At 68.2% G+C, this 20,706-nt stretch carries 17 protein-coding genes; 10 read left to right on the top strand and 7 right to left on the bottom strand.

The genetic code is table 11. The annotated features are described in order from the left end of the window. The first annotated feature begins 556 nt into the window (after window positions 1–556). The 3 genes from ACFV2O_RS06425 (at window position 557) to ACFV2O_RS06415 (ending at window position 3,471) form a co-directional block, all read left to right on the top strand. A complete protein-coding gene (locus ACFV2O_RS06425; RefSeq protein WP_379250621.1) occupies window positions 557–1,045 on the top strand; it encodes a hypothetical protein in 489 nt (162 codons plus the stop codon). 201 nt (window positions 1,046–1,246) lie between these two features. Further along, entirely contained in the window at window positions 1,247–2,551 is a 1,305-nt protein-coding gene (locus tag ACFV2O_RS06420) for a helix-turn-helix domain-containing protein (RefSeq protein WP_379250619.1), read from the top strand. A gap of 260 nt (window positions 2,552–2,811) precedes the next feature. Then, window positions 2,812–3,471, top strand: coding sequence for a QsdR family transcriptional regulator (locus tag ACFV2O_RS06415; protein WP_379250617.1), 660 nt, complete (start codon window positions 2,812–2,814; stop codon window positions 3,469–3,471). Window positions 3,472–3,855: 384 nt separating this feature from the next. On the opposite strand, the gene ACFV2O_RS06410 is transcribed toward ACFV2O_RS06415, so the two are convergent. Then, window positions 3,856–4,176: a cupin domain-containing protein gene (locus tag ACFV2O_RS06410; RefSeq protein ID WP_379250615.1), complete on the bottom strand. Its 321-nt coding sequence runs from the start codon at window positions 4,174–4,176 to the stop codon at window positions 3,856–3,858. A gap of 72 nt (window positions 4,177–4,248) precedes the next feature. Here ACFV2O_RS06410 and ACFV2O_RS06405 point away from each other — a divergent pair, with 72 nt between their 5' ends. After that, entirely contained in the window at window positions 4,249–5,649 is a 1,401-nt protein-coding gene (locus ACFV2O_RS06405) for a PLP-dependent aminotransferase family protein (protein ID WP_379250613.1), read from the top strand. A gap of 88 nt (window positions 5,650–5,737) precedes the next feature. Here the strand turns inward: ACFV2O_RS06405 and ACFV2O_RS06400 are convergent, their stop codons facing one another. The 5 genes from ACFV2O_RS06400 to ACFV2O_RS06380 all read right to left on the bottom strand — a co-directional run bounded on the left by ACFV2O_RS06400 (window position 5,738) and on the right by ACFV2O_RS06380 (window position 12,283). Further along, window positions 5,738–7,378 carry an MFS transporter gene (locus ACFV2O_RS06400; protein ID WP_379250611.1) on the bottom strand — a complete coding sequence of 547 codons (1,641 nt, stop codon included), beginning with the start codon at window positions 7,376–7,378 and terminating at the stop codon, window positions 5,738–5,740. Continuing rightward, on the bottom strand, window positions 7,375–8,349 hold the full coding sequence (egtD, locus tag ACFV2O_RS06395) for an L-histidine N(alpha)-methyltransferase (protein WP_379250850.1): 975 nt from the start codon (window positions 8,347–8,349) through the stop codon (window positions 7,375–7,377). Before egtD ends, ACFV2O_RS06400 begins: the two co-directional genes overlap by 4 nt. Before the next feature lie 40 nt (window positions 8,350–8,389). Then, window positions 8,390–9,622, bottom strand: a complete 1,233-nt coding sequence (locus ACFV2O_RS06390; protein ID WP_379250609.1) for an MFS transporter — start codon at window positions 9,620–9,622, stop codon at window positions 8,390–8,392. Between the two features lie 18 nt (window positions 9,623–9,640). Then, entirely contained in the window at window positions 9,641–10,861 is a 1,221-nt protein-coding gene (locus ACFV2O_RS06385; protein ID WP_379250607.1) for an acetyl-CoA carboxylase biotin carboxylase subunit family protein, read from the bottom strand. Between the two features lie 504 nt (window positions 10,862–11,365). Then, complete coding sequence (locus ACFV2O_RS06380) at window positions 11,366–12,283, bottom strand: LysR family transcriptional regulator (RefSeq protein ID WP_364424902.1); 918 nt, start codon at window positions 12,281–12,283, stop codon at window positions 11,366–11,368. Between the two features lie 141 nt (window positions 12,284–12,424). On the opposite strand from ACFV2O_RS06380, the gene ACFV2O_RS06375 reads away from it, so the two are divergent. Together ACFV2O_RS06375 and ACFV2O_RS06370 are read left to right on the top strand one after the other, a co-directional pair. Further along, window positions 12,425–13,801, top strand: coding sequence for an MFS transporter (locus tag ACFV2O_RS06375; RefSeq protein ID WP_355074803.1), 1,377 nt, complete (start codon window positions 12,425–12,427; stop codon window positions 13,799–13,801). Then, window positions 13,798–14,544 carry a 3-hydroxybutyrate dehydrogenase gene (locus ACFV2O_RS06370; RefSeq protein WP_379250605.1) on the top strand — a complete coding sequence of 249 codons (747 nt, stop codon included), beginning with the start codon at window positions 13,798–13,800 and terminating at the stop codon, window positions 14,542–14,544. The genes ACFV2O_RS06375 and ACFV2O_RS06370 overlap by 4 nt, the downstream gene beginning before the upstream one ends. An 8-nt stretch (window positions 14,545–14,552) precedes the next feature. Here the strand turns inward: ACFV2O_RS06370 and ACFV2O_RS06365 are convergent, their stop codons facing one another. Next, on the bottom strand, window positions 14,553–15,146 hold the full coding sequence (locus ACFV2O_RS06365; protein WP_379250603.1) for a TetR/AcrR family transcriptional regulator: 594 nt from the start codon (window positions 15,144–15,146) through the stop codon (window positions 14,553–14,555). A gap of 93 nt (window positions 15,147–15,239) precedes the next feature. Between ACFV2O_RS06365 and ACFV2O_RS06360 the strand changes: the two genes are divergently transcribed. Genes ACFV2O_RS06360 through ACFV2O_RS06345 form a run of 4 tightly spaced genes read left to right on the top strand, consistent with a single transcriptional unit; the run spans window position 15,240 to window position 20,531 of the window. Then, window positions 15,240–16,838, top strand: a complete 1,599-nt coding sequence (locus ACFV2O_RS06360) for a carboxyl transferase domain-containing protein (protein ID WP_356963752.1) — start codon at window positions 15,240–15,242, stop codon at window positions 16,836–16,838. A 5-nt stretch (window positions 16,839–16,843) separates the two neighbouring features. Then, complete coding sequence (locus ACFV2O_RS06355) at window positions 16,844–18,892, top strand: biotin carboxylase N-terminal domain-containing protein (RefSeq protein WP_379250601.1); 2,049 nt, start codon at window positions 16,844–16,846, stop codon at window positions 18,890–18,892. Next, window positions 18,889–20,049, top strand: a complete 1,161-nt coding sequence (locus ACFV2O_RS06350) for an acyl-CoA dehydrogenase family protein (RefSeq protein ID WP_379250599.1) — start codon at window positions 18,889–18,891, stop codon at window positions 20,047–20,049. Before ACFV2O_RS06355 ends, ACFV2O_RS06350 begins: the two co-directional genes overlap by 4 nt. Beyond that, complete coding sequence (locus tag ACFV2O_RS06345) at window positions 20,046–20,531, top strand: MaoC family dehydratase (protein WP_379250597.1); 486 nt, start codon at window positions 20,046–20,048, stop codon at window positions 20,529–20,531. Before ACFV2O_RS06350 ends, ACFV2O_RS06345 begins: the two co-directional genes overlap by 4 nt. Window positions 20,532–20,706 lie beyond the last annotated feature (175 nt).

The following is a 20,706-nucleotide window of genomic DNA, read 5'->3' as shown; positions in this document are numbered from 1 at the left end:
CCCCGATACGGGGACCATCGACAACGAGGCCTGCGAAGGAGTCGATGACGTGGACCGCAGACAATTCGGCCTGGCAGCGACAATGACGGCGGTGGCGGGTGTCTCCATACCGCCGACCAGGAACGCGGAACCGATTCGGGTCGGCACCGGGCATATCACGTATATCCGCATGCTCACCGAACGACTCTGGGAGCACGACCATCATCGCGGTGGCGGCGCGATATTCCGCTACGCAGCAGGGCAATACGCCTCCGTGCGGCGGCTACTGGACTCGAGGTCCTACGGCCACCGCATAGGTGCCGAATTGGTCAGTGCGACGGGATGGCTGTCGAATACCGTTGCATGGTTGGCTCGCGACAGTAATCGCCCCGGCACGGCCCGGCGGCACCTCATTGAATCGGTCTTGCTCGCCGAACAGTGCGGTGACAATGCCTTATTAGCCGCCGCCCTCGGTGATCTCGCGAATCTCGCCGCGTCCTCGCCCGCTTCATTCGCCGAGCCCGTGCGCCTCGCACGACGTTCGACAGAACTCGTCAGGGGAATACCGTCGGCTCGTATGAACGCGCTGAAGGCCGCCGAGGAGGCAACGGCCTACGCGGCCGTCGGCGACGAGCAGGAGTTCGGCCGCGCGATGGCGCGAGTCTGGCGCGAAGCCGATCGCGGGCTCGACAGCCCGGACGACCCGGCATGGCTGGAGCACGTCACCGAGGCCGAACTGCGCGCCCACGAGGCGCGAGGACTCGGCATGCTCGGACACCACAGCCGGGCGGTGCAGCTGTACCGCGAGAGCGTCGGCCATGAGAACTGTTTCCCCCGCGACGAAGCCTCGTACCGCGCCTACTATGCCGCAGCCCTCGCGGGCCTCGGCGACACCACCTCCGCCATCACCGAAGCACACACCGCCCTCACCCTCCTCGAAGGCCCCGTCAACTCCCCACGCCTCCTGGCCGAACTACGCCCCGTCCGCGCCGCCGCCACCCGCACCCACGGCGAGGACGCCGAACACCTCCGCCACCGCTTCGACACACTCGCCCGCACGGCGTGACGTGACATGTGACTTCGCAGCGCAGCCACCATAATGGCCCGAAGTCGACTGCATCGACCGAGTGAAGCCACATGGAGCCCCTCCAGAGACTGTCAACTGCGAGGGAACAGCCGTGCGATATCTGCGATTGTCCCTCCCGACCTGCGCGATCGTGCTTAAAGTCGCGCCATCACAGCAAATTTCGGGGTCAGGGGGACGAAAGTGACGGACAACGAGATCGACGGCGTATGGAAGTCGCCGCGATTCCGCAAGTTGCTCGCCGAAGGACAGCCCGGGCAGGCCCTCGCCCTCGTCCGCAAAGAAATGGGGCTATCCCAAGCCGATTTCGGCGCGCTGCTGCACTGGGACCGCACCCACGCCGGACGAGTCGAGCGCGGAGAAGTGGGAACCATCTTCGACATCCGGGAACTGGTCCGCGCCGCCGACGCGCTGGGCGTGCCGCGCACCGCGTTGCTGCCAATCTTGCTGGGTCCGGCCGATCCGAGGACCATCGAAGATGGGGGTAAAGGAGCCGACGAAATGGACCGCAGACAATTCGGCCTCGCTGCGACGATCACAACCTTGGCGGCAACCGCTCCGGCGGCCACGGTGCCGACGCGAGTCGGGTCCAGCCATGTCGACTACTTGCAGACGCTGACGCAACGCATGTGGCAGCACGACAATCACTTCGGAGGCGGGGACATCGCCGAATTCGCGCTTCGCCAATACGGTTTGGCTCGTCGCCTGCTCGACCACGGCACCTACGGCCGGGAAACCGGCGTGCGGCTGTTGGCCGAGACGAGCCGACTCGCTCGGTGCGCGGGCTGGCTTTGTCTGGACGCCGGTCGCCCAGCCGTCGCCCGGCGGTGCTACGTCGAAGCGGTGCTGATGGCCGAGCAGGCCGATAACGACGAACTGCTCGCCAATGCGCTGGCCAGCTTGACGTTTCTGACCACAGACCGGCCGACCAGCCGAGAACCGGTGCGGCTGGCACAGCGGGCCAGTCACCTTGCTCGCCGGATCCCATCGGCTCGGCTGAATGCCGTTCGCTCCGCGCGGGAGGCCGTGGCGCATGCCGCGATCGGCGAACGACAGGACTTCGATCGGGCGATGACGCGCGCCTGGCGCGAGGTCGATCGAGGGCTCGACGATGTCGACGAGCCGGTATGGCTGCACCACGTGACGCCGTTCGAGATCCGATCCATCGAGGCCAGGGGCCGGGTCTATCTGGGCCAGCACGATCGGGCGGTGGGCATCTACCGGGAAACTATCGGCACCCGCGGCACTCAGCGTCCGCGCGACGAAGCGTCGTACCGCGCCTACTACGCCGCAGCCCTCGCGGGCCTCGGCGACACCACCTCCGCCATCACCGAAGCACACACCGCCCTCACCCTCCTCGAAGGCCCCGTCAACTCCCCACGCCTTCTGGCCGAACTACGCCCCGTCCGCGCCGCCGCCACCCGCACCCACGGCGAGGACGCCGAACACCTCCGCCACCGGCTCGACACACTCGCCCGCACGGCGTGACCTGGCTCGACAAGACATGTAACTGCGCAGCGCAGCCGCCGAGACCAAATGCGTCAGATCGGCGGTTGTCCCTTCACACCTGCACGGTTGTGCTCAAAGACCGCCCATGACACCGGGTTCGGGTCAGGAGGCCGAAGCGGCGGATAGTTCAGTGTTGCACCAGAATAATTATCCGTAGCTTTCTTGCAATGTTTCTCCGAAATGTAGCATACTGTGCCGGTCGGCATGCATTCCGAGACAACCGCAGGGAGGTGCGCAGGATGGCAAGGCAGGACCCCCGCTCCGCCGACACACCGTTGCGGCGCCATCTCGACGGCACCGCCACGTCGCGTCCGACCGCTCTCGACGCCTTCCGCGAAGCCCGCAAAACCTTCCTCGCCGGCGACCGTGTGGACATGCAAGCGCTGGCCAAGGGTCTCGCCGTTGACCGCGCCACCCTGTATCGCTGGGTCGGCTCCCGCGACCAATTGCTCACCGAGATTCTCTGGTCACTGATCGAACCGACCCTCACCCGCTCGCGGAAGACCCACTGCCACTCCGGACCTCCCGCCGCGCCCGGTCAGTCCCCCGCCGCAGCCGTCATGAACGAGGCCATGCGCGCCGTCAACACGAATCCGGGCATGCAGCGCTTCATCGACCGCGAGGGCGAACTGGCCCTGCGCCTGCTGACCACCAAGGCGTCCGGTTTCGAGGCTCGACTGATCGAGCTGATCGCCGAGATCGTGCGCGAGGAGACCGCCGCCGGTCGCCTGCAGTCGTCGATTCCTTCCGAAGATCTGCCGTACGTACTGGTCCGCGTCATGGAGTCCTATACCTACCTCGGGCTCATCACCGGCCAGCAGCCCGACCATGATCGTTCCGCCAGGGTTGTCAACGCACTCCTACCCTGCGGGACGACCAGCGGTCCGGATGCGGAGTAGGCCACCGGAAGCTGCGTGACGACAGGTGTACACCTCTTCAGCGGAATCCCCGCTTCCCCGCGAACCCGACGTCCACATCAGGTTCACCGGACCTGCCGGCGTATTCGACTACGTAGCTTGTCGAACAGCAGTCCGAAACCTGTTGCGAAAGTGGCCCGAGAGTCACTGTCCGGAAGTATCGGCATTCGAAGTCGGCGATCAAAGCATTGAATATGACCGGCTGCCTTGTGAACGACTGTGGCTACTTCCCTGACTCACTCCTATCGCGCCTACTACGCCGCCCCGGTACCACGAGGAGCTGACCAGGCTGCCGCGGCATAGGGAGCCGCACTGACAGTTCACTCAGCGCGTCGCAGCTTCTACCGCTGTCGCGTGCGTCCTCGGCTAGTTGCCGTATTGCCTGGTTTCCGGCCGTTCGATCATGATCGCGTGAGCTGGTTCCTCGGCCACCGGTCGGTGTTCGACTCCGCGAGGAACCACGAAGATCTCGCCGGGACCAAGTGTTACCGCCGCATGGTCCTGCATTTCGATGCGGAAGGTGCCGTTCCAGCAGAGGAACAGCTCGTCTTCGTCGTGGTGATGCCAGGGGAATACGCCGTGCAGGCGAGCGATGCGCACCACGGCGTCGTTGGCGGTGGCCAGGTCGCGCGGCTGCCAAGGACCGCTCAGGTCGTCGACGACATCGGTAATGGAGATCTTGCTCATGGGTTCATCGTCGCCGTGGCGAGGTCGGGACCCTAGAGCCAATCAGGCAGAATTGGTTTGCATATGGAGCCAATGGAACTTGCTGATCGGCTCGGTCGCTGGTCGACCGACCGAGGTCCGCTCTATGTCCTGCTGGCGCGGCGACTGCGGGCGTTGATCGATGACGGTGAGCTGCGGTCGGGCATGCGGCTGCCGCCCGAGCGCAAACTGGCGAAGGCTCTCGCGGTCGGGCGCAGTACGGTGGTAGCGGCATACGATCTGCTCGGCGCGGATGGTCGCGTGGTGCGCCGACAGGGCAGTGGCACCCGGGTCGCGGGACCCGAGACGGTCCCGGCTCGCGAGACCACCCATTCCCCGGCCTTTTTGCAACTGCTCGAGCCGAGCGCCGATGTCATCGCGCTCGCTTGTGCCGCTCCGGGGAAACCGCCGCCCGAGTTGGCCCAGGCATATCGGCACATCGCGCCCGAGCTCGCCGCGGTCGAGGGCGACATCGGGTACCACCCAACCGGACATCCGCTGTTGCGCAGGGCGATTGCCGACCGATATCGAGCGCGTGGCGTGCCGACCGATCCGGAGCAGATTCTCGTCACCGGCGGCGGACAACACGCGCTGTCGCTACTCGCCCGCGCGCTGCTCCGGCCCGGTGACCACGTCCTGGTCGAGGCGCCGACGTACCCGGGCGCGCTCGAGGCGTTTCGCGAGGCCGCGACGGTACTGCGGACAGGCCCGGTCGGCTTGGGCACGGTAACCTCGGCGGCGCTCGCGTATGTCGTTGCGACATGCCACAACCCCACAGGGACGGTGCTTCCCGCGCCGGGACGGCGGGCCCTGGTCGAGTCGGCGAGAAGGGCCGCGGTGCCTTTGGTCGATGACGAGGTGCTGGCCGATCTCGGATTCCCTGGCACCGATCCGCCACCACCGCCGTTGGCCCACTATGACGAATCGGTGATATCCATCGGTTCGCTCAGCAAGGTCGTCTGGGGCGGGTTGCGTGTTGGTTGGGTGCGGGCACCGGTCCCGGTGATCGCCCGGTTGTCTCGGCTGCGCGCGGTGCACGATCTCGGCGGCAACATCCCAGCACAGTTAGCCGCCACCTGGCTGCTCCGCGATCTCGACCGATTACGGGAACGAATCTCGCAGCAGCGCAGAGAAGGTCACGACCTGCTGGTGGCCGAACTGGCCGCGCGGCTACCGAAATGGGACATCCCCACGGTGTCCGGTGGCCAGACGCTGTGGATCCGACTGCCCCATGGGGATGGCGCCTCCTTCGCTCAGCGCGCACTGCGACACGGGGTCGCGATCTTGCCCGGCGCCGGGCTGGATGCCTCCGGCGGCAGCATCGACCGCATACGGATCAGTTTCGTCGCCGAACCCCACGACCTGCGCGAAGCCGCACGCCGATTAGCCGAGGCATGGCGGACCTACGAACCACCTGACCAGCCCGTCGCGGTGTCACCCCCGCTTGCTATTTGAACGGACTCCCGTTCCGGCTGCGCTGCACCGTCCGAGTGGCGCGAACGCGTGCCGACCCGCACGCACGGCGTAAGCGGCCGACCCGCACTCACTCGTTCCGCATACGTCGACCGGAGCGGTTTTCCGGCCGTGCGGTCGAGTGGGTAGGTCGCGGGCGGCGAACGTCGTGGTCCGACGGGCCGCCGCCCGGTTGCCGACGCGGGCCCCGGCCGCGGCCCAGCCGACGACCTCGCGACGGGGTCGTCCGCGACTCGCCGGTGTCCACCGCGTCCGCCGAAAAGGGAAGCAGGTCGCTCGGCCATCGCGCCGCAGGTGGGGCGGCCACCGTGGTCCTTGCCGGTCGAGGCATGAGGGTCGCGGCGAGTGTGGCGCCCGAGGCGAACAGGGCCGAGCAGATCCACATGGCCGCGCGGTAGCCTGCGCCGAACGCGACGCCGTCGGTGAGCGGCGTCCGGGAGATGCCGACCAGGCCGGGGATCGCGGCAATGGCGAGCAACTGGGCGATGCGGGCGATCGCGTTGTTGACCCCGGAGGCGATGCCCGCCTCCTCGGTCGGCACCGACGCGAACACGGATTCGGTCAACGGAGCCACGAACACCGCCATGCCCGCGCCGAGCAGGAGGACGCCGGGCAGCACCGCGGTGGCATACGAACCGTCCGCACCGATTCCGGCCAACGACATCGCTCCGGCGGCGGATAGCAGCAGGCCGATGGTCATCAGCAGGCGCGCACCGTGCCGCTGCGCCCACCGCCCGATCCAACCCGACGACAGCAGCATGATCGCGGTAATCGGGATCGTCGCGGTTCCGGCGACCAGAGGGGAATACCCCGCGACGATCTGCAATTGGAGCAGCAACAGGAACAGCACACACCCCAAGGCGGCATACACCGGCAACGTCACCAGATTGACCGCGGTGAATTGCCGCGACCGGAAGAGCGCGGGCGGCACCAGCGGGTTGCGGACGCGGGTCTGCACGATCACGAAGACGGCCACCAGCACCGCGCCAGCCGCCTGCATCTCCACCTGCCCCGCGATGAAGCCGTAGGTCAGCACCACCAAGCCCGTGACCACCACCGCCGTGCCGAGCAGATCCGGCCGCCGCGGCGCGTACGGATCTCGGGACTCCGGGACGCGACGCATCGACACGACGGCCACGGCCACGGCCAACGGGACATTGATCAGGAACACCGAGCGCCATCCGGCCAGTTCCACCAGCCAGCCGCCGACGATCGGCCCCACCGCACCCGCCACGCCCCCGAGACCGGACCACATGCCGATCGCCGCGCCTTGATCACGCGGATCCAGCGACGCCGCGATCAGCGCGAGACTGCCGGGCGTGATCAGCGCACCCGCGACCCCCTGCACCACCCGCGCCGCCACCAGCGTCGCGACGTCCGGCGCGACTCCGCACCACGCCGAGGACAGCGCGAAGACCACACTGCCCCAGACGAATACCGCGCGACGGCCGTACCTGTCACCCAACGCCCCGCCCACCAGGATCAGCGACGCCAAGGCGAGGGTGTAGCCGCTCACCACCCATTGGAGATCCACCATGTCGGCGTCGAGGTCCGCCCCGATCCGCGGCACGACGAGATTGACCACGGTGGTGTCGATGGAGACCAGCGCCGAACCGAGCACGGCGGCGGCCATGATCCACCGGCCCGTGCCGGACCGCAGCCGGGGACGTTCGGCGAACGTCGCCCCGGCCGCCGCGATGACGTCGCTCATCTGCCCGCGAGCACCACGGCGAAGCGCTCGGCGGGATCGGTCCAGGATCGCTGCGCCGGGAGCCCGGCAGCGGCCAGCTCGGCGTGGAAGTCCGCCAGCCGGAACTTCGCCGAGATCTCGGTGCGCATCTGCTCACCGGCGGCGAACTCGAGCACCAGATCCAGGTCCGCGACGGTGACCGTCATGTCGGCGGTGGCCTCCAACCGCATCTCGATCCACCGGTTGCCGGGATCCCACACGGCGACGTGCGCGAACCGCGAGGGTTCGAAATTCGCGCCGAGCCGGTTGTTCACCACGTGCAGGATGTTCCGGTTGAACTCGGCGGTCACGCCCGCGGCGTCGTCGTAGGCGGGCACCATGACGGCCGGATCGGTCACCAGGCCCACGCCCAGCAGCAACTGTTCCCCCGGCTCGAGCACGTCGTGCAGGCGCCCGAAGAACTCGGCCCGCTCCGCCGGGACGAGGTTGCCCAGCGTGCCGCCGAGCAGCGCGACGATTCTCCGCCCACGGCGTGGCAGCCAGTCGAGCCCGTTGGTGAAATCACTGACCAGGCCGTGGACCTCGATCCGGGGGAACTCCGCGTTGATCCACCCGACCGCGTCCCGCAGAGCGGACTCGGAGACGTCCAAGGGCACATACGAGCGCAACGAGCCGTGTTCGCTGAACGAACGCAGCAGCAGACCGGTCTTCTCCGAGGATCCCGAACCGAGTTCGATCAGCTCCGTCGCGTCGGAGGCCCCGACCGCGATCTCCTGAGCGCAGGCGTGCAGCAGCGCGCGCTCGGTGCGGGTCGGATAGTACTCGGGCAGGTCGGTGATCGCCTCGAACAGCTTGCTGCCACGGGCGTCGTAGAACCACTTGGGCGGCAGCCATTTCCGCGGTCCGGACAGTCCGGACATGACATCCGTGCGCAGTGCTTCGGCCAGATCCGCCTCGGTGATCCGGATGTCGATCGTCGCTTCCATCGGGATGGTTCCTTCCAATGCCAGTACCGGGGTTTCGCGTCCGGTTTCACGACGCCGGAGCGAGCGCGTACTTGTCGCGGGTCGATTCGGCCCAAGCGACGACGAGAGGGGACAGCAGCCCGGCGGCCAGCAGGACGAATCCCGTGACGTACCAGCCGACGACGCCGACATCGACGCACAACCAAGCGAGCAGCGCTGGGCCGACGGTGTCGGCCATCCGTAAGCCGATGCTGAAAACACCCAGGTACGCGCCGATTTCCCGCGGCGGGGCGAGCAGGTTCGACGCTTCGAAGCCGCCCGCCGTCTGCCACAGCTCCCCCACGCTCAGGATCGCGCCGCCCGCGACCAGGATGAGCACCGCGATCCATCCCCCGTGGCCGCGCGCGGACGCGAACAGGACGCAGGCGATCAGGAACGCCCAGCCGCAGCGCCGCAGCGCCGCGCCCGCCGCTGGGACGTCGAGGACGCGCCTGCTGGCGCGGACCTGGAACAACACGACGATGGCGATGTTGAGCATGTCGAGCGTGGCGATCGACCAGCGCGGCGCCGTGGTCGCGCCGATGATCCACAAGGGAATGGCGACCGACTGGACGCGGTATTGCAGCGACAGCACACCGTCGAGCGCCGTCAATGCCAGATACGGCCGGTCGCGTAATGCCGCCCACCGGCTGCGGCCGCCGGGCGACTCGGCATCGACGGGTCGCAGCGCGGGCAGTCGGCCGACCAGCAGCGCCGCCAGGGCGAGAAATATCGCTCCGACGACGATCGCCGCGCGATAGAGCAGGGCGGAGTCGAATTGCACCGCCAGCGCGGACATCCCGATGCCGACGGCGATGCCCACGTTGAGCACCGACCGCGTGTACGCCCGGAACTCGTTGGCCCGGTCGGTGACGATCTTGGTGATGATCGCCGTGGTCAGCAATTGCACGCAGGCCTGCCCCGCGGCCGCCGCGGGAACGACGAGCAAATACATCGCGAATCCGTCGACCGCGAGAAATCCCAGCGTGGCGAGAGCGGCGACGATCAGACTGCGACGCAATACCAACAGCGGATCATGCCGATCCGAGAGTTTGCCGACGAGTACTCCGCCGACAACGCAGGCGGCGCCGGCGATGCTGAGCCCCACACCGACGCGTATCGGCGAAATGCGCACGATCCTGGTGAAATACAGGACCACGGTGGACAAATAGATTCCGCTGGAGACAGCGGACGCCGCGGTGATCAGGGTCAGCATGCGCTGCGGACCCGGCGGCGGCAGAGCTACGGAGAGCCGAGACACGAGAGAAGTCCGAGCAGATCAGGCGACCGCCACCGCGACAGGTGAATCGAGCGCCGTGCACATCATTCGGAACCCGGCCACGGTGCGCCGCACCGATTCCAGTACTTCCGCGGTCGACTTTCCGCGGATGCGGAATGCCGCACCGATATCGGCATAGCCGAACGTTTCGGTGATCACCGACCCCACCTGCGGAATCGAGCAGTGGTACGGGGCGTAGGCCTCCGGGACCGCCCAGTGCACGTCCACCACCCGGCACGGCGGCGTCACCGGCGGGTGGATGAGCAGTTCGGCGACCACCTCGCCGTCGGTGAGCGGCGCCGTGGCGGGCGTCCGGCCGAGCTGGATGTCGACCGCCGCGCCGAGCAGGTCGTACCGGTGCACCTCGCGCCACATGTGGGTGGTTTGCCCGCCGCACGCGCGCGCCGCGACCTCCAGAAACTGGACGCGGGGAGAATCGCCGTCGCCGCCGACGAAGAATTCGAGATGGAATACGGTCGGGACACCAGGGCTGAGTGCGCAAAGAACCGATTCGGCGAACTCGGTCAATGTACCGGTCAATGCGGGATCGTCGACCTCGACATAGCCCAGGCTTTCCGCGTCGTTGGCGAAATCGAGGCATGTTCCGAGATATTTCGAAGCGCGCCACGGCCCGAGTTGGGAACCCGTCCACACGCCGTCGATGGCGCCGACTTCGTCCGGGCAGAATTCTTGGACCAGAAATGGTTCGGACGCGAGGTCCGGCAATGCGGCGAGATCCGCTTCCGAATTCAGCTTGACCACATCGCGGCTGCCCGCGCCGAATCGCGGCTTGACGATGATCGGGAAACCGGACGCCGTGGCGAATTCGGCGACCGAGGACAGGTCGGGTGCGGCGCGGAATGCGGGAACGGAGACGTTCCGCGCGGCGACCGCCTGGGCCATCGTCAGCTTGTCGCGGAACCGGGTGACGTATTCCGCCCGGTCGCCGGGGATGTCGAACTCCGCGCGCAACTCCGCCGCCGCGAAGAGGTCGAACTCGTGCAGTGCGACAATGCGTTCCGGCGTGCCGAACCGTGCAGCGAGATCGCGCACGGCACCGTGCACCGGAGTCGCGCCGTCGAGAACCGTGACCGCCGCCGCCTGCTCGGGTATGCCGTCGGGCAAGCCGCTCGCGCAAACATAGGTGACAAGATTGCGAACGTGATCGATACGCTCGGTATACGGAACATCGACACCACGTACGCGGTGGATCACGGTCACGTGTGGTAGCACAGATTCCTCCGTTTGAAGTCGGCTCACTGAACTCAAATAAGGCGCCGGAGACGAAGACAGAGTTACGACTCCGCCAACGCCCGGCAGCGCGGCGGAGAAACATCTGGTCAGGAGAATGATTGCGCGTTCACGTAGCGCGTGATCTATGCCTCATACTGCTGAGTATGCACCTTCCCAACACTGGCAATTCTTCCCTGAAATGAGAAATGCCCGCATGTCTGACCACGTTGTACGCTGGCCTGTTAACCTCACCGGCGTCGCCGGCGGCGACAGCATGAAAACATCTGTTCAGCTGATTGCTGTGAGTTTTCTTTGAGATAGCTGTGCGCTGTCCAGATGGTCGGATACCAGTAATTTGGATCACAGCGCGCCGCCAGGCCGGACACCTCGCCCGCTGAGCCACCGAAGCCGCACGGTCAGGAGCGAGGCCGAGGATGCCGCCAGGAGCGGACGAAGACGAGTCGCATCGCCCCCCGGGGCCGGAGTCGACCGTCAGTGCCGACGACCGAGGAGGATGTCACGCTGATCGGCGACCACGGCGCGGATCGCGGCGACGACGGCGGCCACTTCCGGGCGGCGAAGGGTTTCGGTGCGCGCGACGAGCCAGTAGCCGAGGGTGACGGTCACCGAATCGGCCAGCACGCGAACGAGGTCCGCGTGGCGATCGGCCATGAAGCACGGCAGCAGGCCAAGGCCCGCGGAGGCGCGCGTGGCCTCGACGTGCACGAAAACATTGGTGGACGTAACCGATTCGCGCATCGCGGGTACGAAGCTGGAAGCCAAGTCGAGATCGTCGACTTGCAGCATGGAGTCGATGAAGTAGACCAGCGGATACCGGGACAGGTCATCGATCGTCGCGGGTGCGCCGTTCTCGTACAGGTATTCGCGGGAACCGTAGAGGCCGAGACAGTAGTCGGCCAGATGCGTGGCGGTGGCGCGGTGCACTTGCGGCTCGCCCACCACGATCTCGAGATCCAGCCCCGAACGCTGTTGCGAGGCGCGCCGGGTGATCGCCACGATTTCCACCGAGATCTTGGGGTGCCGCCGCTGCACCTCCGCCGCCGCGGGCGCGGCGATGTAAGCGCTGAAGCCGTCGGTCGCCGAGAGCCGGACCACCCCCTCCAGCACCCGGTTGCCGTCGGCGTCCGCGGCCAGCGACTTCACCGCCGACTCCACCGCCTCGGCCGCGGCCAGGGCTTCCCTGCCGAGATCGGTCAGCTCCCAGCCACCGGTCACCCGGGTGAGCACCCGGCCGCCGAGGGTGTGCTCCAGCGCGGCGATGCGCCGGGAGATGGTGGTGTGGTTGATGCCGAGTTCGTCGGCCGCCGTCACGAATCGGCCGGAGCGCCCGACGGCCAGGAGGACGAGGAGGTCGTCCGCGCTGGGACGACCAGGAGTGGCCGGGCGCATATCTGCATCTTTGCAGAGACGCACTGCACAAATGGTCATTGCGGCGTAATTCCTCTGCACCAATACTCGGTGCAGCCAAAGCATTGTGGGGGCCGTCACATCGGGAACGAAGTGTGGCCCCGGGCACGAAGGAGAAGTGCGATGAGGGAGCACAACGCCGTAGCGGCGGATTCGGGCGGCACGACCAGCGGCCTGCGCCGCGTGGTGGCCGCGTCGATGGCGGGCACGGTGGTGGAGTGGTACGAGTTCTTCCTGTACGGCACCGCCGCCACGCTGGTGTTCAGCAAGGTGTTCTTCGCCAAGGGCACCAGCGACCTGGACGCCATCCTCGCCGCGTTCATCACCTACGCGGTCGGTTTCGCGGCGCGGCCGCTGGGCGGCGTGGTGTTCGGGCACTTCGGCGACAAGTACGGCCGCAAGAAGCTGCTGCAATTCAGCCTGGTGCTGGTGGGCAGCGCGACGTTCCTGATGGGCTGCCTGCCGACCTTCGGGCAGATCGGCTACTGGGCGCCCGCGCTGCTGGTGGCCCTGCGCTTCATCCAGGGCTTCGCGGTCGGCGGAGAGTGGGGTGGCGCGGTGCTGCTGGTCGCCGAACACAGCCCGAGCCGCAGCCGCGGATTCTGGGCGAGCTGGCCACAGGCAGGCGTACCCGCGGGCAACCTGCTGGCGACGGTGGTGCTGCTGGTGCTCACCTCCACGCTGTCGGACGAGGCGTTCCTCGGCTGGGGCTGGCGGGTCGCGTTCTGGCTGTCGGCGGTCGTGGTGCTGATCGGCTACTACATCCGCACCAAGATCACCGACGCGCCCATCTTCGTCGCGGCGCAGCGGGAAGCCGAGCAGATCAAGGCGACCTCGCTGAGCGTGGTGGAGGTGCTGCGCCGCTACCCGCGCGGCGTGTTCACCGCGATGGGGCTGCGTTTCGGCGAGAACGTCATGTACTACCTGGTGGTCACGTTCACCATCACCTATCTGAAGACGCAGGTGCACGCCGACACCCAAGTGATCCTGTGGTGGCTGCTGGCCGCGCACGCGGTCCACTTCGTGGCGATCCCGCTGGTGGGCAACCTGTCCGACCGCATCGGCAGGCGGCCGGTCTACCTGATCGGCGCGCTCACCGCGGGCACCTGGGGCTTCTTCGCCTTCCCGATGATGGACAGCGGCCACAACGTGGTCATCATGTCCGCCATCGTCATCGGCTTGATCTTCCACGCCTTCATGTACGCCGGGCAGCCCGCGATCATGGCCGAGATGTTCCCCACCCGGATGCGCTATTCCGGTGTGTCCCTCGGCTACCAGGTGACCTCGATCGTGGCCGGTTCGCTGGCGCCGATCATCGCCGTCCGGCTGCTGAACACCTACCACTCCGCGGTGCCGATCGCCTGGTACCTGGCGGGCGCGGCGGCGGTGAGCGCGATCGCCGTGCTCGTCGCACGAGAGACGAAGGGACTGACCTTGGAGAGCATCGATCACGCCGACGCCGAGACCCTCGGCGCGCGCACCGAAGTGACCGTGCGATGAGCGATCTGGCGGGGCGCAGCGCCCTGGTCACCGGCGGCGCGAGCGGCATCGGCGCTGCGTGCGCCCGCGCGCTCGCGGCGCGGGGGGCCACGGTCACGGTGGCCGACGTCGACGGCGTCGGCGCGAAGACCGTGGCCAGGGAGCTGGGCGGCAAGTCGTGGGCGGTGGATTTGCTCGACGTCGCGGCGCTGGAGGAGCTGCAACTCGACGTCGACATCCTGATCAACAACGCCGGGGTGCAGCACGTCAGCCCGATCCAGGACTTCGCGCCGCAGCGCTTCCGCGACCTGCTCACGCTGATGGTCGAGGCGCCGTTCCTGCTGGTGCGCGCGGCGCTGCCGCACATGTACCGGCAGGGCTGGGGACGGATCGTCAACATCTCCTCGGTCCACGGCCTGCGCGCCTCCGAATACAAGGTCGCGTACGTGACGGCCAAGCACGGCCTGGAGGGGCTGTCCAAGGTCACCGCGCTGGAGGGCGGCCCGCACGGCGTCACCAGCAATTGCGTGAACCCGGGCTACGTGCGGACGTCGCTGGTGGACAAGCAGATCGCGGACCAGGCCAAGGCGCACGGCGTGCCCGAGCAGGAGGTGGTGGAGAAGATCCTGCTCACCGAGAGCGCGATCAAACGGCTCGTCGAGCCGGAGGAGGTCGCGTCGCTGGTGGCCTGGCTGGTGTCGCCGGAGGCGGGCATGGTCACCGGCGCGGCCTACACGATGGATGGCGGGTGGAGCGCGCGATGAGGGCGCGCTCACCCGAGCGCGGTCAGCGCCATCCCGCGCAGCACCGGCCGGGCGCGTGCCGCGGTCGCCTCGCTCGCGCTGTGCGGGGTGGAGTTGATCAGGCCGAAGGCGGCGTGGGCCTGCACCCGCGCCGCCTCCTCGGGTAGTTCGGGATGCAGCTCGCGCAACACGCTCACCCAGATCTCCACGTACTGGCGCTGGGTGCGGCGGATCTCGCGGCGGGCCGGGGCGGGCACGTTGTCCAGGTCGCGGTCCTGGATGCGGATGAGCTCCGGCTCGCCGAGCGCGAAGTCCAAGTGGTGATCGACCAGCCCGGCGAGCGCCTCCTCAGGGGAGTTCGTGCCCGCGACCACCTTCTTGCCGCCGTCGAGCAGGCGCTGACTCACCCCGACCAGCAGCTCGATCAGCAGCGCTTCCTTGTTCGGGAAGTGCCGGTAGACCGCGGGGCCGCTGATGCCGACGGCGGCGCCCAGGTCGTCCAGGCGCATGCCGAGGAAGCCGCGATCGGCGATCAACCGCGCTCCCGCTTCCAGCAGTTGCGCCCTGCGCTGCGCCTTCAATTGCTCACGACGCGTCGGCGCGACGGATTCGGCACTGGTCACACGCGGTCCTTTCGGCCGATCTGGACAACTCGGTTAATCAAGACTAACCTGAATTTCAGTTATCGTCGACTAACTGGACGACAGGATTACGTAATGACCGTTACCGAAGAGGTCGTCGGGAACCGCGCCGCGCACGCGGCGTTGGTCGACGATCTGCGCGCCCGGCTGGCCGCCGCCGCGCTGGGCGGGCCCCCGAAGGCGCGCGATCGCCACGTCGCGCGGGGCAAACTGCTGCCCAGGCAGCGCGTGGACCAGCTGCTGGACCCGGGGAGCCCGTTCCTCGAGCTGTCCCCGCTGGCCGCGACCGGAATGTACGGCGACGACTCCCCCGGCGCCGGGATCATCACCGGGATCGGCCGGGTGTCCGGCCGGGAATGCGTGATCGTGGCCAACGACGCGACGGTCAAGGGCGGCACCTACTACCCCATGACGGTGAAGAAGCACCTGCGCGCGCAGGAGATCGCGTTGCAGAACCAGCTGCCGTGCGTCTACTTGGTCGACTCCGGTGGCGCGTACCTGCCGCACCAGGACGAGGTGTTCCCCGACCGGGAGCATTTCGGGCGCATCTTCTACAACCAGGCGACCATGAGCGCCAAAGGGATTCCCCAGATCGCCGCGGTGCTCGGCTCCTGCACCGCGGGCGGCGCCTACGTGCCCGCGATGAGCGACGAGGCCGTGATCGTGCGCAACCAGGGCACCATCTTCCTCGGCGGCCCGCCGCTGGTGAAGGCCGCGACCGGTGAGGTGGTCACGGCCGAGGAACTCGGCGGCGGCGAGCTGCACTCGCGCACCTCCGGCGTCACCGACCACTTGGCCGAGGACGATCAGGACGCGCTGCGCATCGTGCGCCGCATCGTGGCCACGCTCGGCCCGCGCACGCCGGTCCCGTGGGACGTGCGGCCCGTCATCGCGCCCGCCGCGCCGGAATCCGAGCTCTACGACGTGGTGCCGACCGACCTGCGCACTCCCTACGACGTGCGCGAGGTGATCCATCGCCTGGTCGACGGGACCGTCGAGGGCGAGAGCGGGTTCCACGAATTCAAGGCCGAATACGGCAAGACCTTGGTCACCGGGTTCGCGCACATCCACGGACATCCGGTGGGCATCGTCGCCAACAACGGCGTGCTGTTCAGCGAATCCGCCATGAAGGGCGCGCATTTCATCGAGCTGTGCGACAAGCGCAGTATCCCGCTGCTGTTCCTGCAGAACATCACCGGCTTCATGGTCGGCCGCGACTACGAGGCGGGCGGCATCGCCAAGCACGGCGCGAAGATGGTCACCGCGGTGGCCTGCGCCCGCGTGCCGAAGCTCACCGTCGTCATCGGCGGCTCCTACGGCGCGGGCAACTACTCGATGTGCGGGCGCGCGTATTCGCCGCGGTTCCTGTGGATGTGGCCGAACGCCCGGATCTCGGTGATGGGTGGCGAGCAGGCGGCGTCGGTGCTGGCGACGGTGCGCGGCGACCAGCTCGACAGCAGCGGGCAGCCCTGGTCGGCCGCGGACGAGGAGGCGTTCAAGGCCCCGATCCGGGACCAGTACGAGAGCCAGGGCAACCCCTATTACTCGACGGCCAGGTTGTGGGACGACGGCGTGATCGATCCCGCCGACACCAGAACCGTGCTCGGGCTGGCGCTGTCGGTGTGCGCGCAGGCCCCGCTCGAACCCGTCTCCTACGGCGTTTTCCGGATGTGATGACGATGCTGAACAGATCCGTTCCCGTCGGATTCGACACCGTGCTGGTCGCCAACCGCGGCGAGATCGCGGTGCGGGTGATCCGCACTCTGCGCGCCTTGGGGATTCGCTCGGTGGCCGTCTACAGCGACGCCGACGCCGACGCCCGTCACGTCCACGAAGCCGACACGGCGGTGCGTCTCGGCCCGGCCCCCGCCCGGGAGAGCTACCTCGCCATCGACCGGGTGGTGGCCGCCGCCGTGCGCACCGGCGCGCAAGCGGTCCACCCCGGCTACGGGTTCCTCTCGGAGAACGCCGCTTTCGCCGCCGCGCTGGCGGAGGCGGACATCGTCTTCCTCGGCCCGCCGGCCCGCGCCATCGAGGTGATGGGCGACAAGATCACCGCGAAGAACACCGTGGCCGCGTTCGGCGTCCCCGTGGTGCCCGGCATCGCCACCCCCGGCCTGACCGATGACGAGCTGATCGCCGCGGCCGCCGAAGTGGGCTATCCGGTGCTGGTCAAGCCGTCCGCGGGCGGTGGAGGCAAGGGCATGCGCCGGGTGGACGATCCGGCCCGCCTGCCGGAGGCGCTGCGCAGCGCCCGGCGCGAGGCCGCCGCCGCGTTCGGCGACGACACGCTGTTCCTGGAACGGTTCGTCACCCGGCCGCGGCACATCGAGGTGCAGATTCTCGCCGACCAGTTCGGCAACGTGCTGCACCTGGGCGAGCGCGAATGCAGCTTGCAGCGCCGCCACCAGAAGGTGATCGAGGAGGCTCCCTCGCCGCTGCTGGACGCGGCCACCAGGGCCAGGATCGGCGCGGCGGCCTGCAACACCGCGCGCAGCGTGGACTACGTGGGCGCGGGCACCGTGGAGTTCATCGTCTCCGCCGACCAGCCGGACGAGTTCTTCTTCATGGAGATGAACACCCGCCTGCAGGTAGAGCATCCGGTCACCGAGCTGGTCACCGGCGTCGACTTGGTGGAATGCCAGGTCCGGGTGGCGGCCGGGCAGAAGCTTGCGGTGGCGCAGGACGACATCCGCATGGTCGGGCACGCGATCGAGGCCAGGGTGTACGCCGAGGATCCGGTGCGCGGGTTCCTGCCCACCGGCGGCACGGTGCTCGACCTCGACGAGCCGGAAGGTCCCGGTGTCCGGGTCGACTCGGGCCTGCGGATCGGCACGCGCGTCGGCAGCGACTACGACCCGATGCTGTCGAAGGTCATCGCGCACGCCGGTGATCGCGCCGCCGCGCTCGCGAAACTGGATCGGGCGCTGGCCGACACCGTGCTGCTCGGCGTGACCAGCAATATCGAATTCCTGCGCTTCCTGCTCGCCGACCCGGACGTGGCCGAAGGACGGCTGGACACCGCCCTGCTGGACCGGCGGGTCGCCGACTTCCGGCCCGCCGCCGTCGGCGACGACGAGTTCGTCGCCGCGGCGGCCTGGCACTGGGTGCGCCGCTGGCCCGCCGCGCCGCGCGATCCCTGGGAGGTGCCCTCCGGCTGGCGGCTCGGGGCCGACGCGCCGACGCCGATCCGGCTCGCGGGCGGCGAGCGGGTCGAGCACGTCTATCTGTCCGGCACGCCGGACGACGGCACGGTGCGGGTCGACGAGGGCGAAAGCCGCTCGCTGACCGCCGTATTCACCGCCTCCGGCGATCGATGCGCGGGCGAACTCGCCCTCACCCTGGACGGCCTGCGCCGCACCTACCGGGTCGCCGAGCAGGACGGCTTGTCGTGGGTGGCCGGACCGTCCGGCATCGCGGTGCTGCGCGAAGTGGCCGAGGTCAACGTGCGCGGCGGCGACGAGCACGTGGGCGACGCCGAGATCCGCTCACCCATGCCCGGCTCCGTGATCGCGGTGCCGGTCGCCTCCGGCGCCGCCGTCGCCGCGGGCGATCCGGTGGTCATCGTGGAGGCGATGAAGATGGAGCACTCGCTCACCGCGCCGGTCGCCGGAACCGTCGAACTACTGGTCGAACCCGGCGCCCAGGTGCGCCTGGACCAAGTGCTGGCGCGCGTCGTCGCGCAGGCCGCAACGAATCCCATTGAACGAGAAGGAATCCCCGCATGACCGACTTCCTGTCCACCGGCACGCTGCCGGAGGAGTACCGCGATCTCGCGCTGACCGTGCGCGACTTCGCGCGGTCGGTGGTCGCTCCGGTGGCGGCCGAGCACGACGCGAACCACACCTTCCCGTACGAAGTGGTCGCGGGGATGGCCGAGATGGGCCTGTTCGGCCTGCCGTTCCCGGAGGAGTACGGCGGCATGGGCGGCGACTACTTCGCGCTGTGCCTGGCGCTCGAGGAACTGGGCAAGGTCGACCAGAGCGTGGCGATCACGCTGGAGGCGGGCGTCTCGCTCGGCGCGATGCCGATCTACCGCTTCGGCAACGACAAGCAGAAGCAGGAATGGCTGCCGCAGCTGACCAGCGGCCGCAACCTCGCCGCGTTCGGGCTCACCGAACCGGGCGCGGGCAGCGACGCGGGCGGCACCAGGACCACCGCGGTCATCGACGGCGGCGAATGGATCATCAACGGCAGCAAGCAGTTCATCACCAATTCCGGCACCGACATCACCAAGCTCGTCACGGTGACCGCGGTGACCGGGAACACCGGCGGCAAGAAGGAGATCTCGACGATCCTGGTGCCGACCGACACGCCCGGTTTCGTCGCCGAGCCCGCGTACAACAAGGTCGGCTGGAACGCCTCCGACACCCATCCGCTCAGTTTCACCGACGTCCGCGTCCCCGAGGAGAATCTGCTCGGCGAGCGCGGGCGCGGTTACGCGAACTTCCTGCGCATCCTCGACGAGGGCCGCATCGCCATCGCCGCGCTCGCGGTCGGCGCCGCGCAGGGCTGTGTGGACGAGAGCGTGCGCTACGCCAAGGAGCGCGAGGCGTTCGGCCAGGCGATCGGGCGCAATCAGGCCATCGCGTTCAAGATCGCCAGGATGGAGACGCGGGCGCACGCCGCGCGCACGGCCTACTACGACGCGGCGGCGCTGATGCTGGCGGGCAAGCCGTTCAAGAAGCAGGCGTCCATCGCCAAGCTGGTGGCCAGCGAGGCCGCCATGGACAACGCTCGCGACGCGACGCAGATCTTCGGCGGCTACGGCTTCATGAACGAATACGCCGTCGCCCGGCACTATCGCGACAGCAAGATCCTGGAAATCGGCGAGGGGACGACGGAGGTGCAGCTGATGCTGATCGGACGGGAGCTGGGCCTGTGACCCGGCGGACGATCGTGCAGCGCGGCCTGTGGTTCGAGGAGTTCGACACCGAGGTGGTCTACGAGCACCGCCCCGGCCGCACCATCACCGAGGCGGACAACGTCCTGTTCACCACGCTCACCATGAACACCCAGGCGCTGCACCTGGACGCGGCGTTCAGCGATCGATTGCCTCCGTTCAATCAGCGGTTGGTGAACTCGATGTTCACCCTGTCCACGTTGATCGGACTGTCGGTGGCGCAGCTGACCCAGGGCACCATCGTGGCCAACCTCGGCTTCTCGGAGGTCGCTTTCCCCAAGCCGCTGTTCCACGGCGACACCATGTACGCCGAAACCGTGGTCACCGACAAGCGCGAATCGAAGAGCCGTCCGGGCGAGGGCATCGTGACCTTCGCGCACACGGCGCGCAATCAGCACGGCGAGGTCGTGGCAACGGCGGTGCGCAAGACGCTGGTGCGCAAGGCTCCGGAGGGCGCGGCATGAGGCGTCCGGTCCGGGTGAGACAACCCGAGGTCACCACGAACAGCGATGCGGATGCCCACAACCGACACAGCATGAGCGGCCCGGCCCTGAGGCAGCACAGTGGCACTACTACACCGGGCTCCGTGGGTATCCACAACCGACACAGCATGAGCGGTTCGGCCCGGAGTCGGCAGGG

The sequence above is a fragment of the Nocardia sp. NPDC059691 genome, from assembly GCF_042733915.1.
Classification (GTDB): Bacteria; Actinomycetota; Actinomycetes; order Mycobacteriales; family Mycobacteriaceae; genus Nocardia; species Nocardia sichangensis.
Note: the sequence above shows the minus strand (reverse complement) of the source record. Positions and strands in the feature narration are given on the sequence as shown.